Genomic DNA, 16563 nt, shown 5'->3' on the forward strand with positions numbered 1-16563 from the left:
CTACGCGGATATCAGCGCTACCGTCGTACGACGCGGAGGGGGCGAACACCGAATGAGCAACGACGACCAATACGGTGGCGGCGGCGCGGGCCACGGCGAAGTAGGCGGCACGGGCCAAACCCGCACCCGCCTCCCAGAATCCTCAGACCCCTACACCACCCCCCGCCGCCCCTCCCGCGGCCTGATCGCAGTCGTGGGCGTGGTGGTCCTCCTGATCGCAGCCATCGCCTTCGCGAACCAGTCCCACACCCCCGAAACACCCCCCACCTCGGACAAACCGGCAACCGCCAACCCCACGGCAGCCACAGGCGTCCCCCCGGTGGACGGAAAATCCGCAGGCATCCCCAGGGGCTTCGGTCAGAACGAACAGGGCGCCCAGTCGGCGGCCGCCAACTACGCGGTGGCGCTGGGCTCTGACGGCATGTTCAAGAAGAACACCAGACACGCCCTCGTGGACGGGATCTACACCCCGGACGCCGCGGCCCGGCTCAAGGGCCCCCAGGACGAGGCCTACTCGCCCGCGTTCCTGGCCAGACTGGGCCTCGACGCGAACGGCAGCCCCCCGCAGGGCAACACCTTCGTCACCCGCGCCGTCCCCGTGGGCACCCGCATCGACAACTACAGCCCCACCAACGCGAAGGTCGCCGTCTGGTACACGGGCCTCATCGGCATGTCCGGCGCGAAGTCCACCGACCCGGTGCGCACCACCTGGAAGACCTGGACCTTCGAACTCGTCTGGGCGGGCGGAGACTGGAAGGTCCTCTCCGACAGCCAGCAGGACGGTCCGGCGCCGGTCCCCGGCGACGCGGTCGCGTCCCCTTCCGACGACATCAGCAAAGCCATCAAGGAGTTCGGAGGGTTCACCTATGCCCGCTAGCCTCCGGCTCCGGGCCGGCGTGATCGCCACCGTCCACCTGGGCGTCGTAGCCCTGGCGTCCCGCGCCTACGCCGCGCCCACGCCACCGGCCTCTCCGGCGGCCACTCCGTCCCCACAGGCAAGCACGGACCCTTGTGCCGCGTTCACCGGGCCCGCGAGGCAGTACTGCGACCTGGGCGACAAGGCGGCCACCGGCGGGACACCCAGCACCGGGGTCACCAACGATCCGACCGGCGCGCTCAATCCGCTCACCTCTCTGGCAAGAGGCTGCGCCGACGCCGCCGCCTGGATCGTCGCCCAGCTCAGCAAAGCGGTCAACGGCACCGCCAACGTCGACTTCACCAACGGCGCCTTCCTCAAGCAGTACGCCATCGTCTTCGCCGCCTCCACCATCCTCACCCTCGTCCTGTGGCTCTTCGCCGTCGCCAAACGAGCCATCCGCGGCGTCCCCTTCACCACCGCCATGTCCGAAGCCATCGGCTTCCTCTGGCTCACCGTCCTCGCCTCCGCCTTCACCCCCCTCATCCTCTACACCGTCGTCTCCGCCACCGACGGCGTCACCGAGGTCATCGCCTCCGCCACGGGCGGCCAGACCGACGTGTTCTTCGGGTCCTTCGCCGAGGCCCTCAAGAAGGGCGACGACATCGGCGGCGGCCCGATCATGCTGATCGTGGTCGCCCTCGTCACGGTCCTCGCCGCCGGCATCCTCTGCCTCGAGCTCGTGATCCGGGCCGCGCTCCTCTACGTCGGCGCCCTGCTCGGCACCGTCGTCTACGCCGGCCTCGTCGACCGCAACCTCTGGGGCCACGTCCGCCGCTGGGCGGGCATCATGATCGCCGTGATCCTCGTGAAGCCGGTCATCGTCATCGTCCTCGGCCTCGCCGGGGCCCTGGCCGGCGAGAAGGGCCCGGACTCCTTCTCCGCCGTCGTCTCCGGCCTCGCCATCATCCTCCTGGCGATCTTCGCCTCGGCGATGATCTACCGCTTCGTCCCCGGCTTCGGCGACGAGATCGCCTCCGCCCGCTCCAACCGCAGCAAGGCCACCGACGGCGCCCAGGCGGCCGCCGTCATCAGCTCCCCGGCCTCCCTCGTCTCCCAGGGCATCAAAACCCACAGCAGCCGGGGCGGCGGCAACGGCGGCGCCCACCGCGCGAGCGGCGGGGGCGGCGGCGGTGCCAACCAGATCTCCGGAGGCATGGCCGCACACAGCAGCCGCGGCTCCGGCAGCGGAAGTGGCGGGTCCGGCGGCGGATCCGCCTCCGCCGCACCCGCACCCCGTACGGGCTCCAGCACGAGGAACACAGGAGGTGACGGGCGGTGACGACCCAGTCCCACCAGCTCCACCCGGTCGCGCCCCGCCGCACGTACCTCATCGGCCGCGCCCGGCCGAACGCGATCGTCGGCAAGAACCGCGAAACCGGCGAGATCGCCCTGATCATCGCCGGTGCGTTCCTCGGCATGATGAGCGGACTGCTCGTCCCCGACCTCACCCTGCGCATCGTCTCGCTCGCCGGCTTCCCGATGCTCGCGCTCGCCGCCGTCTACATCCCTTACCGCGGCCGCACCTTCTACCGCTGGTTCGAGATCAACCGCAGCTACAAGCGCACCCTGCGCCGCGGTACGACGTTCCGCTCGGGCGCCATGGAGGCCGGCATCCGCGCCGCCGACGGCCGCGAGGTCGAGGTCGGCCCACCCCCGGGCATCGGCCGGATCAACTGGCTGGCCGCCCCCTTCGGCCCCGACGAGATCGCCGTGCTCCTGCACGCCGACCGCAGAACCGTCACCGCCGCCATCGAGATCGAGGGCCCCGGCGTCGGCCTGCGCGACAGCGAGGACCAAGAGGCCCTCGTGGACCGCTTCGGCACCCTCCTCAAGCACGTGGCCAACGGCGACGGCTTCGTCACCCGCATCCAGATGCTCGCCCGCACGCTGCCCGCCGACCCGGACGCGCACGCCAAGGACGTGACCCAGCGCGGCGACACCAACGCCCCCGTCTGGCTGCGCGATTCGTACGAGCAGCTCCAGTCGATGGTCTCCACCTCCTCCGAGCAGCACCGTGCGTACCTCGTCGCCTGCATGCACTTCACGCGCGAACTCGCCGCCGAGGCCCACACCATCGCCCGCGCGAGCACCCCGTACAAGGGCCGCAAGCTCGACCGCGACGCCGGCCTCGCCATCGTCATGGCCCGCGAACTCACCGACATCTGCGCCCGCCTCGCCGAGGCCGACATCCGCGTCCGCCAGCCCCTGGGCCAGGGCCGGCTGTCCTCCCTCGTGCACTCCATGTACGACCCGGACCACCCCATCGACCACATCCAGGCCATGACCAAGCGCAACGCCTGGCCGGCCGAACTCGACGCGGTGGAACCCACCTACCTCCAGGCCAAGACCCGCGAATCCTCCACCCGCGCCCCCTGGTGCCACGCCACCGCCTGGGTGAAGGAATGGCCGATGACCCCGGTCGGCGTGAACTTCCTCGCGCCCCTCCTCGTCCACACCCCCGACGTCATCCGCACGGTCGCCGTCACCATGGACCTGGAACCCACCGAGATCGCCATCGAGCGCATGCTCACGGAGAAGACCAACGACGAGGCCGACGCCAGCCGCGCCGCCAAGATGAACCGCACCGTCGACCCCCGCGACATCGCCGCGCACGGCCGGCTCGACCAGCGCGGCGAAGACCTCGCCAGCGGCGCCGCCGGCGTCAACCTGGTCGGCTACATCACGGTCTCCTCCCGCTCCCCCGAAGCCCTCGCCCGCGACAAGCGCACCATCCGCGCCTCCGCCGGCAAGTCCTACCTGAAACTCGAATGGTGCGACCGCGAGCACCACCGCGCCTTCGTCAACACCCTGCCGTTCGCCACCGGCATCCGACGCTAGCTGGAGGGAATGGCCGCCCATGCGAGATCCCATGTCCGCCCTGACGGACGCCTTCACCAGCTTCCTGTTCGGCAAGGTCGAAACCACGCGCCTGCCCGTACGCACCTCGACGGGCCAGGCCCAAGCGGTCTACCTCCCCACCGCCGCCCCGGGACTCGGCGACTCCGGCGTCATCATCGGCCGTGAGGTCTACAGCGGCAAGGGCTACATCTACGACCCCTTCCAGCTGTACGGCCAGCAGCTGCCCGCCCCCCACTGGCTGGTCCTGGGCGAGTCCGGCAACGGCAAATCGGCCCTGGAGAAGACCTACGTCCTACGCCAACTGCGCTTCCGGGACCGCCAGGTGGTGGTCCTCGACGCCCAGGGCGAGGACGGCGTCGGCGAGTGGAACCTCATCGCCCAGCAGTTGGGAATAACCCCCATCCGCCTGGACCCCATCGCCGCCAACGACGACGGGATCCGCCTCAACCCCCTCGACCCGGCGATCACGGCGACCGGTCAGCTCGCGCTGCTCCGGACCATCATCGAAGTCGCCATGGGCCACGGCCTCGACGAGCGCTCCGGCTTCGCCCTCAAGGTCGCGCACGCGTACGTGGTCGAGACGATCACCACCCGCCAGCCGGTCCTGACCGACATCGTGGAACAACTGCGCCACCCCGAGCCCGAGTCCGCCCAGGCGATGAACGTGGACATAGACGATGTCCGAGCCTGGGGCCTGGACGTGGCCCTGGTCATCGACCGCCTGGTCGACGGCGACCTCCGCGGCATGTTCGACGGCCCGACGACGGTCGGCATCGACCTCGACGCCCCCCTCATCGTCTTCGACCTCTCCCACATCGACCGCAACTCCATCGCCATGCCCATCCTCATGGCGATCGTCGGCGTGTGGCTGGAACACACCTGGATCCGCCCGGACCGCAAAAAGCGCATCTTCCTGGTCGAGGAAGCCTGGCACATCATCAACAGCCCCTTCGTGGCCCAGCTGTTCCAGCGCCTCCTCAAGTTCGGCCGCCGCCTGGGCCTGTCCTTCGTGGCCGTCGTCCACCACCTCTCCGACGTGGTCGACGGCGCGGCCGCCCGCGAGGCGGCAGCCATCCTCAAAATGGCCTCCACCCGCACCATCTACGCCCAGAAGGCCGACGAGGCCCGCGCCACGGGCCGCGTCCTCGGCCTACCCCGCTGGGCGGTGGAAATCATCCCGACCCTCACCCCCGGCATCGCCGTCTGGGACGTCAACGGCAACGTCCAGGTGGTCAAACACCTGATCACCGAGGCCGAACGCCCCCTCGTCTACACGGACCGCGCCATGACCGAATCCTCGGCCCAGCACCGCCTCCCCGACGATCTCCTGGCCGCCGAACTGGAGGCGGAGGAACGCGCCCTCCTGATGGAGCGCCACCGCAACGGCGGCGCCGGCTCGGCAACCACGGTGGCCTGACATGCCCGACCGCACCACCCGCCCCCAAGGCGGCATCCCGGACGGCCTCCTGGTCGGCCTCCTCGCCTTCCTCCTCGGCCTGGCCGTCCTCATCTGGACGGCCACCGGCCTATCGGCCCTCTTCACTCACGGCGACTGGCCCTCCACGGTCACCTTCACCCGCACCCCGACCGCGGTCCGCTCACTGATAGCTCAACCCCACAACCTCGCGGCAGCCTGGCCCGACACCCCCGCCCAATCCCTCTCGGGCTGGGGCCTGTTCTGGGGCCTGTTCATCAGCCAGCTCCTCATCCTGCTGGTCCTGACGATCTTCACCCTGGGCCTCATCACCCGCACCAGAGCCCACCGCAAAAACCCGTCCCCCACCGCCTCCGCCGTGCCGAATCCAGCCCCCGACGGGGCAAATTCAGCCCCGCCGGCGTTTGAGGCGCGGGGGCCCGGGGGCAGAGCCCCCGGCAACGGCGCCGCACCACCCCCCACGGACGAGGCGTACCGCTACGGCTTCGGCTACGCCCCCGCCAAGGCCCCGGCCCCGGCACCGGCACCGGCACCGGCACCGGCACCGGCACCGGCACCGGCGGGACCCCACCGCCTGGCCTACGGCCCACCCGCGGACCGCCACACCGCTGCCGCGACGGCAATCTCAGAAGCCACCGGCCCGGTCCTCGTCATCACGTCCTCCCCCGCCCTCTGGGCGGAGAGCAAGGACGCCCGCGCCAAGCTCGGCCCGGTCCTCCTCTACGACCCGTCCCACCTCTGCGACACCCCGGCCCGCCTGCACTGGAACCCGGCCACCGACTGCGCGGACCGCGCAACCGCCGCGGCCCGCGCCATCGCGCTCCTCGCGCCCGTCCGCCCGCAGGCCCGTATGGACGCCGCGGTTGCGGAGACCGCGGAAACGCTCCTCCGCAGCTGGCTCATGGCGGCCGCCCTGGACAACCGTCCGTTCAAGCAGCTCCAACGCTGGGCCCAGGGCACGAACGCCCAGGAGCCGGTCCGCATCCTCCGTACCCACCCCCAGGCGGCGGCAGCCGCCCCCGGCGCGGCCGGCGAACTCGAAAGCGCCCTGACCGCCCACCCGGAGCGCCGCGAACTGGCCCAACACCTCACGGCCCGCGCGCTGACCGCCCTGTCCTCGATCCACATCCGCGAATCCTGCACCCCGAACCGAACCGATTCGCTCGCCCTCGCATCGTTCGTCTCCGAAGGGGGCACCCTCTACGTGGTGGGCGAATCCCTGGAAGATCCCCGTACCCACCCGGGTGCGATGCCGCTCCTCACCGCACTCGCCTCCAGCGTGGTCGAGCACGGCCGCCGCATGGCCGCACGGTCATCCCGCGGTCGGCTCGACCCACCACTGGCGCTCGTCTTCGACGACGTGGCCGCCGTGGCCCCGCTCCCCGAACTCCCGCAGCTCCTCGAGGACCGGACGCTCCCCCTGCTAGCCCTGTGCCGCAGCCGTGAACAGGCTCGCTCCCGCTGGCCGGAAGCGGACCTGCCCGTCACCACCCGCTAGTTCGCCGCGGGCCGCGGGAACACGTACTCCAGCTCCTTCGCGGACGGATCGGTCGGCATCGGCACGACCAACCCGCTCACCTCGAACCCGAAGCGCCGATAGAACGCCGCGGCCCTCGCGTTGTCCTCGTGGACGAAGAGCCGTACGCGATCCAGCGCAGGCCCTTCCAGCGACCAGGACCACTCCAGCGCGGCCTCGAACAGCGCCTCGGTCAGCCCGCTCCCCCGCTGCTCGGGCCGTACGAACACACCCACCAGGTGCCCCTGGTCCACGTCGATCGCCTCGTCGAAGATCCCGACGGTACCGGCCTCCTCGACCAGCACCACCACATTCGCGTTCCACGTCCCGTCAGGCGCCTCCGCGATGAACTGCCGGGCCGACCTGCCATGGGAAGCGCCCTCGGTCCGCTCCTGCCAAAAGGCATCCGGCCGGCCAACGGCCGCTTCCTCGGTCTCCAGGAAGGCCACCGGCGCCGCCGGATCCCGCAAAGCGGCCAGACGAAGTTCCTTGACCTTCTCCCACTCATCGGCTCGTACAGGGCGTATCACGTGCTGGTTCATGGGTGGAGATATTAACGACTGCCCGCGATCACCGCTGCGCCATTCTGGCCCCATGCGCCCTCATGCACACGCCCTGCACCACGTCACCACACTCTCGGCCGGCCCCCCGCTGGACCCGACGCTCACGGTGACCCTCAACTTCCACCCGGACCGCACGGCCGCCCACCGCCCCATCCTCACCGCCCTGTCCGAGGACGGGGTGTACCGCTCCCAGTTCGTCACCGGCACCAGCAACGGCGGACTCACCGCCCACCCCGGCGGCTCGCGCTGGCAGTGGGAGAGCCGGATGTTCGCCGGCGCCTACGACAACGCACCCGCCGAAGCCCGCCCGGTGTACGGAGCCCTGAACTTCCGCCACAACCCGGCCGGCGCCGCCCCCCGCTTCGGCTCCGCGCACTTCCGCCTCACACCCGAGGCGCTCTCACGCACCACGTTCTGCTACCCGGACAGCCATCTCGAACCGGAATCCTTCGGCGTAGCCGACCGCATGTCCCTGATCGCCCTCGCGGAGGCCGACGACCAGGACGCCTTGGACGACTACATCGAGGCCCAGGTCCACGAGCCGGTACTACTGGATCGCGATATCGCGGCCCTCGTCCTGGACCCCAGCTACCGGGACACGGAAATCGAGACGGCGGCCGCCGAACTCCCCTGCCCCACGGAATGGCACCCCGGCTTCCGCCTCACCGTGGCCGAACTCCGCCGGCACCCCGACTACCGCGGCCAGGAATACGTCGACCTCGGTGCGGCCATCGCCGTCTCAGGTCTGCTGACCCCGCGCATCCTCGGCGAGGCAGCCCTCGCGGGACGGCACGACGAGCAGTCCCTCAAACGGGTCTGGCATTACCTGGCCCGTTTCGGAGCCTGAACGCAGAAAAGCCCCGTACCAGTTCCCTGGTACGGGGCTTCTCAACAATGATTGTTCGGCGGCGTCCTACTCTCCCACAGGGTCCCCCCTGCAGTACCATCGGCGCTGAAAGGCTTAGCTTCCGGGTTCGGAATGTAAACCGGGCGTTTCCCTAACGCTATGACCACCGAAACACTATGAAGTTAACCAACCGGATATGAACACAGTTCGTTACTTCAGAACTAACACAGTGGACGCGAGCAACTGAGGACAAGCCCTCGGCCTATTAGTACCAGTCAGCTCCACCCGTTACCGGGCTTCCACATCTGGCCTATCAACCCAGTCGTCTACTGGGAGCCTTACCCTCTCAAGGAGGTGGGAATACTCATCTTGAAGCAGGCTTCCCGCTTAGATGCTTTCAGCGGTTATCCCTCCCGAACGTAGCCAACCAGCCATGCCCTTGGCAGGACAACTGGCACACCAGAGGTTCGTCCGTCCCGGTCCTCTCGTACTAGGGACAGCCCTTCTCAATATTCCTACGCGCACAGCGGATAGGGACCGAACTGTCTCACGACGTTCTAAACCCAGCTCGCGTACCGCTTTAATGGGCGAACAGCCCAACCCTTGGGACCGACTCCAGCCCCAGGATGCGACGAGCCGACATCGAGGTGCCAAACCATCCCGTCGATATGGACTCTTGGGGAAGATCAGCCTGTTATCCCCGGGGTACCTTTTATCCGTTGAGCGACGGCGCTTCCACAAGCCACCGCCGGATCACTAGTCCCGACTTTCGTCCCTGCTCGACCCGTCGGTCTCACAGTCAAGCTCCCTTGTGCACTTACACTCAACACCTGATTGCCAACCAGGCTGAGGGAACCTTTGGGCGCCTCCGTTACTTTTTGGGAGGCAACCGCCCCAGTTAAACTACCCATCAGACACTGTCCCTGATCCGGATCACGGACCGAGGTTAGACATCCAGCACGACCAGAGTGGTATTTCAACGGCGACTCCACCATGACTGGCGTCACAGCTTCAAAGTCTCCCACCTATCCTACACAAGCCGAACCGAACACCAATATCAAACTATAGTAAAGGTCCCGGGGTCTTTCCGTCCTGCTGCGCGAAACGAGCATCTTTACTCGTAGTGCAATTTCACCGGGCCTATGGTTGAGACAGTCGAGAAGTCGTTACGCCATTCGTGCAGGTCGGAACTTACCCGACAAGGAATTTCGCTACCTTAGGATGGTTATAGTTACCACCGCCGTTTACTGGCGCTTAAGTTCTCAGCTTCGCCACACCGAAATGTGACTAACCGGTCCCCTTAACGTTCCAGCACCGGGCAGGCGTCAGTCCGTATACATCGCCTTACGGCTTCGCACGGACCTGTGTTTTTAGTAAACAGTCGCTTCTCGCTGGTCTCTGCGGCCACCCCCAGCTCACGGAGTAAATCCGATCACCAGGACTGGCCCCCCTTCTCCCGAAGTTACGGGGGCATTTTGCCGAGTTCCTTAACCATAGTTCACCCGAACGCCTCGGTATTCTCTACCTGACCACCTGAGTCGGTTTAGGGTACGGGCCGCCATGAAACTCGCTAGAGGCTTTTCTCGACAGCATAGGATCATCCACTTCACCACAATCGGCTCGGCATCAGGTCTCAGCCTTATATGAGGGACGGATTTGCCTACCCCTCGGCCTACACCCTTACCCCGGGACTACCACCGCCCGGGCTGGACTACCTTCCTGCGTCACCCCATCGCTTACCTACTACAAGTCTGGTTCGTCGGCTCCACCACTTTCCTTTCCCCGAAGGGTCCGGAACGGCTTCACGGACTTAGCATCGCCTGATTCGATATTGGGCGTTTCAAAGCGGGTACCGGAATATCAACCGGTTGTCCATCGACTACGCCTGTCGGCCTCGCCTTAGGTCCCGACTTACCCTGGGCAGATCAGCTTGACCCAGGAACCCTTAGTCAATCGGCGCACACGTTTCTCACGTGTGTATCGCTACTCATGCCTGCATTCTCACTCGTGAACCGTCCACAACTAGCTTCCGCTGCTGCTTCACCCGGCACACGACGCTCCCCTACCCATCACAGCGGGCGTTGGCCCTATTGCTGCAATGACACGACTTCGGCGGTACGCTTGAGCCCCGCTACATTGTCGGCGCGGAATCACTTGACCAGTGAGCTATTACGCACTCTTTCAAGGGTGGCTGCTTCTAAGCCAACCTCCTGGTTGTCTCTGCGACTCCACATCCTTTCCCACTTAGCGTACGCTTAGGGGCCTTAGTCGATGCTCTGGGCTGTTTCCCTCTCGACCATGGAGCTTATCCCCCACAGTCTCACTGCCACGCTCTCACTTACCGGCATTCGGAGTTTGGCTAAGGTCAGTAACCCGGTAGGGCCCATCGCCTATCCAGTGCTCTACCTCCGGCAAGAAACACGTGACGCTGCACCTAAATGCATTTCGGGGAGAACCAGCTATCACGGAGTTTGATTGGCCTTTCACCCCTAACCACAGGTCATCCCCCAGGTTTTCAACCCTGGTGGGTTCGGTCCTCCACGAAGTCTTACCTCCGCTTCAACCTGCCCATGGCTAGATCACTCCGCTTCGGGTCTAGAGCGTGCAACTCAATCGCCCTATTCGGACTCGCTTTCGCTACGGCTTCCCCACACGGGTTAACCTCGCTACACACCGCTAACTCGCAGGCTCATTCTTCAAAAGGCACGCAGTCACGACCGTTATTCCGAAGAATAACGGCGACGCTCCCACGGCTTGTAGGCACACGGTTTCAGGTACTATTTCACTCCGCTCCCGCGGTACTTTTCACCATTCCCTCACGGTACTATCCGCTATCGGTCACCAGGGAATATTTAGGCTTAGCGGGTGGTCCCGCCAGATTCACACGGGATTTCTCGGGCCCCGTGCTACTTGGGAGATTCTTAAGCAAGCCGCTGATGTTTCGTCTACGGGGGTCTTACCCTCTACGCCGGACCTTTCGCATGTCCTTCGACTACATCAACGGTTTCTGACTCGCCGACCGGCCGGCAGACCGATCAAAAGAATTCCCACAACCCCGCATGCGCAACCCCTGCCGGGTATCACACGCATACGGTTTGGCCTGTTCCGGTTTCGCTCGCCACTACTCCCGGAATCACGGTTGTTTTCTCTTCCTGCGGGTACTGAGATGTTTCACTTCCCCGCGTTCCCTCCACACTGCCTATGTGTTCAGCAGTGGGTGACAGCCCATGACGACTGCCGGGTTTCCCCATTCGGACACCCCCGGATCAAAGCTCAGTTGGCAGCTCCCCGGGGCCTATCGCGGCCTCTCACGTCCTTCATCGGTTCCTGGTGCCAAGGCATCCACCGTGCGCCCTTAAAAACTTGGCCTACAGATGCTCGCGTCCACTGTGTAGTTCTCAAGCAACGACCAGCCACCCATCACCCTCATCCAAAGGATGAAGTTCACTGGGGCCGGCATCGCAGAAGGCATGACCATACGGCCGTACCCTCAGATACCCAACAACGTGCCAAGCACGATCTCCGCCACTCAAACCGTTTTCCACGCCGAAGCAGTACTCACAGAAGGTTTTGGAAACCGTGCCAACTAATCAACGTTCCACCCTGAGCTGACCGTGCAGAACGTTTGTCTGCAATCGGTACTGTGCTCCTTAGAAAGGAGGTGATCCAGCCGCACCTTCCGGTACGGCTACCTTGTTACGACTTCGTCCCAATCGCCAGTCCCACCTTCGACAGCTCCCTCCCTTACGGGTTGGGCCACCGGCTTCGGGTGTTACCGACTTTCGTGACGTGACGGGCGGTGTGTACAAGGCCCGGGAACGTATTCACCGCAGCAATGCTGATCTGCGATTACTAGCAACTCCGACTTCATGGGGTCGAGTTGCAGACCCCAATCCGAACTGAGACCGGCTTTTTGAGATTCGCTCCACCTCACGGTATCGCAGCTCATTGTACCGGCCATTGTAGCACGTGTGCAGCCCAAGACATAAGGGGCATGATGACTTGACGTCGTCCCCACCTTCCTCCGAGTTGACCCCGGCGGTCTCCTGTGAGTCCCCATCACCCCGAAGGGCATGCTGGCAACACAGGACAAGGGTTGCGCTCGTTGCGGGACTTAACCCAACATCTCACGACACGAGCTGACGACAGCCATGCACCACCTGTATACCGACCACAAGGGGGGCACTATCTCTAATGCTTTCCGGTATATGTCAAGCCTTGGTAAGGTTCTTCGCGTTGCGTCGAATTAAGCCACATGCTCCGCTGCTTGTGCGGGCCCCCGTCAATTCCTTTGAGTTTTAGCCTTGCGGCCGTACTCCCCAGGCGGGGAACTTAATGCGTTAGCTGCGGCACCGACGACGTGGAATGTCGCCAACACCTAGTTCCCAACGTTTACGGCGTGGACTACCAGGGTATCTAATCCTGTTCGCTCCCCACGCTTTCGCTCCTCAGCGTCAGTAATGGCCCAGAGATCCGCCTTCGCCACCGGTGTTCCTCCTGATATCTGCGCATTTCACCGCTACACCAGGAATTCCGATCTCCCCTACCACACTCTAGCTAGCCCGTATCGAATGCAGACCCGAGGTTAAGCCTCGGGCTTTCACATCCGACGTGACAAGCCGCCTACGAGCTCTTTACGCCCAATAATTCCGGACAACGCTTGCGCCCTACGTATTACCGCGGCTGCTGGCACGTAGTTAGCCGGCGCTTCTTCTGCAGGTACCGTCACTTTCGCTTCTTCCCTGCTGAAAGAGGTTTACAACCCGAAGGCCGTCATCCCTCACGCGGCGTCGCTGCATCAGGCTTTCGCCCATTGTGCAATATTCCCCACTGCTGCCTCCCGTAGGAGTCTGGGCCGTGTCTCAGTCCCAGTGTGGCCGGTCGCCCTCTCAGGCCGGCTACCCGTCGTCGCCTTGGTGGGCCATTACCCCACCAACAAGCTGATAGGCCGCGGGCTCATCCTTCACCGCCGGAGCTTTTAACCCCCGCCCATGCAGGCAGGAGTATTATCCGGTATTAGACCCCGTTTCCAGGGCTTGTCCCAGAGTGAAGGGCAGATTGCCCACGTGTTACTCACCCGTTCGCCACTAATCCACCCCGAAGGGCTTCATCGTTCGACTTGCATGTGTTAAGCACGCCGCCAGCGTTCGTCCTGAGCCAGGATCAAACTCTCCATGAATGTTTACCCGTAATCGGGTGCACACGCACTTAGAGCGGGACAGTCATGTCGGAATAAGACCGACCGTCCACTGCGTCCTCGCTGTGTAATTGCCTGCAAGCACCACGGCAGAACCGCGACCTCACAGGTCTTTTTTCAAAGGAACCTCATCCACCGAGGTGGACGGGGTATCAACTTTTTGGCGTTGATTTTTGGCACGCTGTTGAGTTCTCAAGGAACGGACGCTTCCTTTGTACTCACCCTCTCGGGCTTTCCTCCGGGCGCTTCCTTCGTTCTTGTGTCTCCGACTCTATCAGACTCTTTCGTGTCCGATTCCCAGTCAGCGGGATTCGCTTTCCAGTTCTTCGCTTTCGCGTTTCCCTTTCCGGCGAGACCGACTCTATCAGAAGTTTTCCACCGGATTTCCCGGCTTCAGATTCCTGGATGAGGAGTCGAGGGTGCCCACTCTGAATTGCTTCTTTGGGGGCCGGCTGCCGAACTTGTCCAGTTCCAGGCAACCGTTTGACTCTACATGACACCCCCGGCACCGTCCAAATCGACGCGACAGGACGGCCCAGCACCCGCTACTCTCCCGGGCTCCCGTTACGGCGCGGCCCGCCTGGCGGGGTCACAGGCCTCCACCGCGGCAGCCACCCCGATCCCCTCGGGCTCGTACTCCAACAGGGCCGGCAGCAGTTCGGGGGCACCCATGGCCTCCGCCGCGCCGAACGTGAGTACGCGTGCCCCCTCGGGATTCCCGAGCAGCTCCACCATCAGCGGGATCGCGCGCGGATCGCGCCGCCGGGCCAGGCCGTGGATTCCCTCCTCGCGGACATCCGCGTTCCCATCGGTGGTCCTCTCCCGGAGCGCGTCACGAATCGCGGGCCCGTCCGCCTCGGACTGGGACCCCAAGGTGAAGGTCGCCCAGTTCCGGACCTCGGGGTCCTGGTCGCGGGTCAACGTGATGAGCGCATCCACATCCGGTCCGTCCGGCGAGCCGGTGAGAACCCCGGGGAACGAACAGGCCACCTGTCGACGGACCTCGGCGTCAGGATGCCCGGCGAGAACCACGAGCACGGGAACGGCCCGCGGGTCGTAGGTCCTCTCCACCGCACGCGCCAAGGCCGCCAGGACCTCCGCTTCCCCCTCCCGCTCAGCGAGAGCGACTAGCGCGCCCGCCGTCTCGGCGCGGCACTCATCGTTCTGGTCACTCGCATCACCCAGCAGGCGGCAACCCAACTCCCGCTCGACCGGATCACCGGACCGGATCAGCCCCAGCCCCACCTGCAGCGCCCGCGCCCCCTCCCCGCCGGCCCGCCACATCAGGGCCCGGTACCCACTCCAGTCCCCCGCCGCGAAGGCAACCCGCGCCTGCCCCACCAGCTCCACCACCGTGCTCATCCGAACATCCTGGCGCCCGAACCCCGTACCCGCGCCTCAATAACGATGTGCTCCCCGCCGTACTCGGTCGCCGGCGAGGGGGTGGGGAGCTCGTCCGGGAAGAGTCGCCGGGCTCCTACCGGCGGTGTACCGACAGCGTGCGTCCGCGTGCCGCTGTACGGCTGACGGCCGTTCGCCGTGCAGTCATCTGGAACCCGCATCCTCGCCGGACAGTCCGATCCACCTCGCCCCGGGGATGTCCACTCCATGACCGAACCGCTTGTGCAGTCCGAGGAATCCACGAACCTGCCCGTGCCCACGCGTCTGGACGAGGTGAAGGGATGGTTCTGGCCGGCCGACCAGATCCTCTTCGACTGGTTCCTGAGCCGGCAGAACGCCGATCCGGCAGGCGGTGGTGACCTCCTGGAGCTCGGCGCCTACCTGGGCAAGAGCGCCATCTTCGTCGGCGGATACCTCAAGGAGGGAGAGGAGTTCACGGTCTGCGACCTCTTCGACTCCCCGGCTGAGGACGACAGCAACGACGGCGAGATGCAGCGCTCGTACTCCACCCTGACGCGCCGGGCGTTCGAGGCCAACTACCGGGCCTTCCACGACGAGTTGCCCACGGTGATCCAGGCGGTGACTGCGATCCTCCCCGATCGCGTCCGACCCGCCTCCTGTCGCTTCGTTCACGTGGACGCCTCGCACCTGTACGCGCACGTGCGCACCGACGTGGAGACCTCGCGGCTGCTGGCCGCCCCCGGAGCGGTCGTCGTCTTCGACGACTTCAGGGCGGAGCACTGCCCGGGCGTCGCGGCGGCCGTCTGGGGAGCCGTGGACGCGCGGCGGCTGCACGTCCTGTGCATCACCCAGCACAAGATGTACGCGACGTGGGACGACCCCGAACCGCTGCGCACGGAGCTGGCCATGTTCCTGGCCGGCCGCGAAGATCTGTGGCACGGGGTCGAAGAGGTGGCCGGCGCACCCCTGATCCGGATCACCGGCCGAAAGGCCGTCCCCCCGCCGCACCCCCGCTCCCGCCACCAGGCGGCGGCCCCCGGCCGGGCCCAGAAGACGGCTCCCGTCCCCGCGGCAGTACCGTCGCGGCCGACTCCGCCCCGGCGGAGCCCGCTGATCCGCCGCCTGGCCAAGGATCTCCTTCCCCCGGTCCTCACCCGCACTGCCCGCCGCTGGCTGTAGGACCCGTGCCCCCTCCGGGGCAACCGAGCCCGCCGGCTCCCCCGGAGGCAAGCAGCGACCACTGGCCCTGACCGCGATGCGGCCGAAGTTGCGAACATGTCCGGCGGCCTGGTCCGGTTCGGGGCAGCGGGTCAGGACCTCCTTCAGGCCGGAGCCCCATGGAGGGCGGCGACGTGGGCGCGGACCAGCTGGTGGGTGCCGGGCGCGTTGTCGGCGCCCAGTTCACTGTGGAGGCAGGTGACGCTGGTCTGCTGGGTCGGGGCAGGTTCCTCGCGGAAATCGCCTGCGGTAAGCGGGGGCTGGCCAATAGTGCTTCGGCGTGAACGAAGTACGGACAACGCTCGAAGAGGTGCTGCTCGCATCGGTTCAGGGCGTCCACGTGGTGGCGGTCGAGACGGCGGATGCCGGTGTCCACGTGGAGGCCCGGTCGACGATGGGCGGGGCGTCCTGTCCGAGCTGCGGACGGTGGTCAGCGCGAGTCCATGGTTCGTACCTGCGGTTTCCTCGTGCTCTTCCGACCGCCGGCCAGCATGTGGTGTTGTCCTTGAGGGTCCGTCGGTTCTCCTGCGGCTGATCACCTCGCTGCCGGACCCTGAGGCAGCGGCGCCCCGCGTGGTCGGCGTCGATGAGTATGCCCAGCGCAGGGGACGGATCTACGGCACCGTGGCTGCCTGCGGCCCGCACCG

Annotated in this window: 10 protein-coding genes and 3 rRNA genes; 8 read left to right on the plus strand and 5 right to left on the minus strand. The window is 65.9% G+C overall.

Annotated elements, in window-relative coordinates; translation table 11 throughout:
- Nucleotides 1–52: 52 nt before the first annotated feature.
- Genes OG490_RS17460 through OG490_RS17480 form a run of 5 tightly spaced genes read left to right on the plus strand, consistent with a single transcriptional unit; the run spans nucleotide 53 to nucleotide 6711 of the window.
- A complete protein-coding gene (locus OG490_RS17460) occupies nucleotides 53–877 on the plus strand; it encodes a hypothetical protein (protein ID WP_330297229.1) in 825 nt (274 codons plus the stop codon).
- A complete protein-coding gene (locus tag OG490_RS17465; protein ID WP_330297230.1) occupies nucleotides 867–2198 on the plus strand; it encodes a hypothetical protein in 1332 nt (443 codons plus the stop codon). The genes OG490_RS17460 and OG490_RS17465 overlap by 11 nt, the downstream gene beginning before the upstream one ends.
- On the plus strand, nucleotides 2195–3757 hold the full coding sequence (locus OG490_RS17470; protein ID WP_330297231.1) for an SCO6880 family protein: 1563 nt from the start codon (nucleotides 2195–2197) through the stop codon (nucleotides 3755–3757). Before OG490_RS17465 ends, OG490_RS17470 begins: the two co-directional genes overlap by 4 nt.
- Nucleotides 3758–3776: 19 nt before the next feature.
- Nucleotides 3777–5195: an ATP-binding protein gene (locus OG490_RS17475; protein WP_330297232.1), complete on the plus strand. Its 1419-nt coding sequence runs from the start codon at nucleotides 3777–3779 to the stop codon at nucleotides 5193–5195.
- 1 nt (nucleotide 5196) lies between these two features.
- A complete protein-coding gene (locus tag OG490_RS17480) occupies nucleotides 5197–6711 on the plus strand; it encodes a type VI secretion protein (RefSeq protein ID WP_330297233.1) in 1515 nt (504 codons plus the stop codon).
- Here OG490_RS17480 and OG490_RS17485 read toward each other — a convergent pair.
- Nucleotides 6708–7271: a GNAT family N-acetyltransferase gene (locus OG490_RS17485; protein WP_330297234.1), complete on the minus strand. Its 564-nt coding sequence runs from the start codon at nucleotides 7269–7271 to the stop codon at nucleotides 6708–6710. The genes OG490_RS17480 and OG490_RS17485 overlap by 4 nt on opposite strands.
- Before the next feature lie 52 nt (nucleotides 7272–7323).
- Here OG490_RS17485 and OG490_RS17490 point away from each other — a divergent pair, with 52 nt between their 5' ends.
- Nucleotides 7324–8139, plus strand: coding sequence for a DUF3626 domain-containing protein (locus OG490_RS17490; RefSeq protein ID WP_330297235.1), 816 nt, complete (start codon nucleotides 7324–7326; stop codon nucleotides 8137–8139).
- 53 nt (nucleotides 8140–8192) lie between these two features.
- Here OG490_RS17490 and rrf read toward each other — a convergent pair.
- The 4 genes from rrf to OG490_RS17510 form a co-directional block, all read right to left on the minus strand.
- Nucleotides 8193–8310: ribosomal RNA gene (gene rrf / locus OG490_RS17495) — 5S ribosomal RNA — on the minus strand.
- Nucleotides 8311–8384: 74 nt separating this feature from the next.
- Nucleotides 8385–11508 (minus strand): 23S ribosomal RNA (locus OG490_RS17500).
- A 285-nt stretch (nucleotides 11509–11793) separates the two neighbouring features.
- A 16S ribosomal RNA gene (locus OG490_RS17505) occupies nucleotides 11794–13318 on the minus strand.
- Together the 16S, 23S and 5S rRNA genes form the textbook arrangement of a ribosomal RNA operon.
- A 582-nt stretch (nucleotides 13319–13900) precedes the next feature.
- A complete protein-coding gene (locus OG490_RS17510) occupies nucleotides 13901–14698 on the minus strand; it encodes a HEAT repeat domain-containing protein (RefSeq protein ID WP_330297236.1) in 798 nt (265 codons plus the stop codon).
- 246 nt (nucleotides 14699–14944) lie between these two features.
- Here OG490_RS17510 and OG490_RS17515 point away from each other — a divergent pair, with 246 nt between their 5' ends.
- A complete protein-coding gene (locus OG490_RS17515; protein WP_330297237.1) occupies nucleotides 14945–15877 on the plus strand; it encodes a class I SAM-dependent methyltransferase in 933 nt (310 codons plus the stop codon).
- 433 nt (nucleotides 15878–16310) lie between these two features.
- Nucleotides 16311–16451 (plus strand): transposase family protein, encoded by a 141-nt coding sequence (locus tag OG490_RS39205; RefSeq protein ID WP_443065958.1) that lies wholly within the window; start codon nucleotides 16311–16313, stop codon nucleotides 16449–16451.
- The last annotated feature ends 112 nt before the right edge of the window (nucleotides 16452–16563 follow it).

Source organism: Streptomyces sp. NBC_00503 (genome assembly GCF_036346895.1).
Taxonomy (GTDB): Bacteria; Actinomycetota; Actinomycetes; order Streptomycetales; family Streptomycetaceae; genus Streptomyces.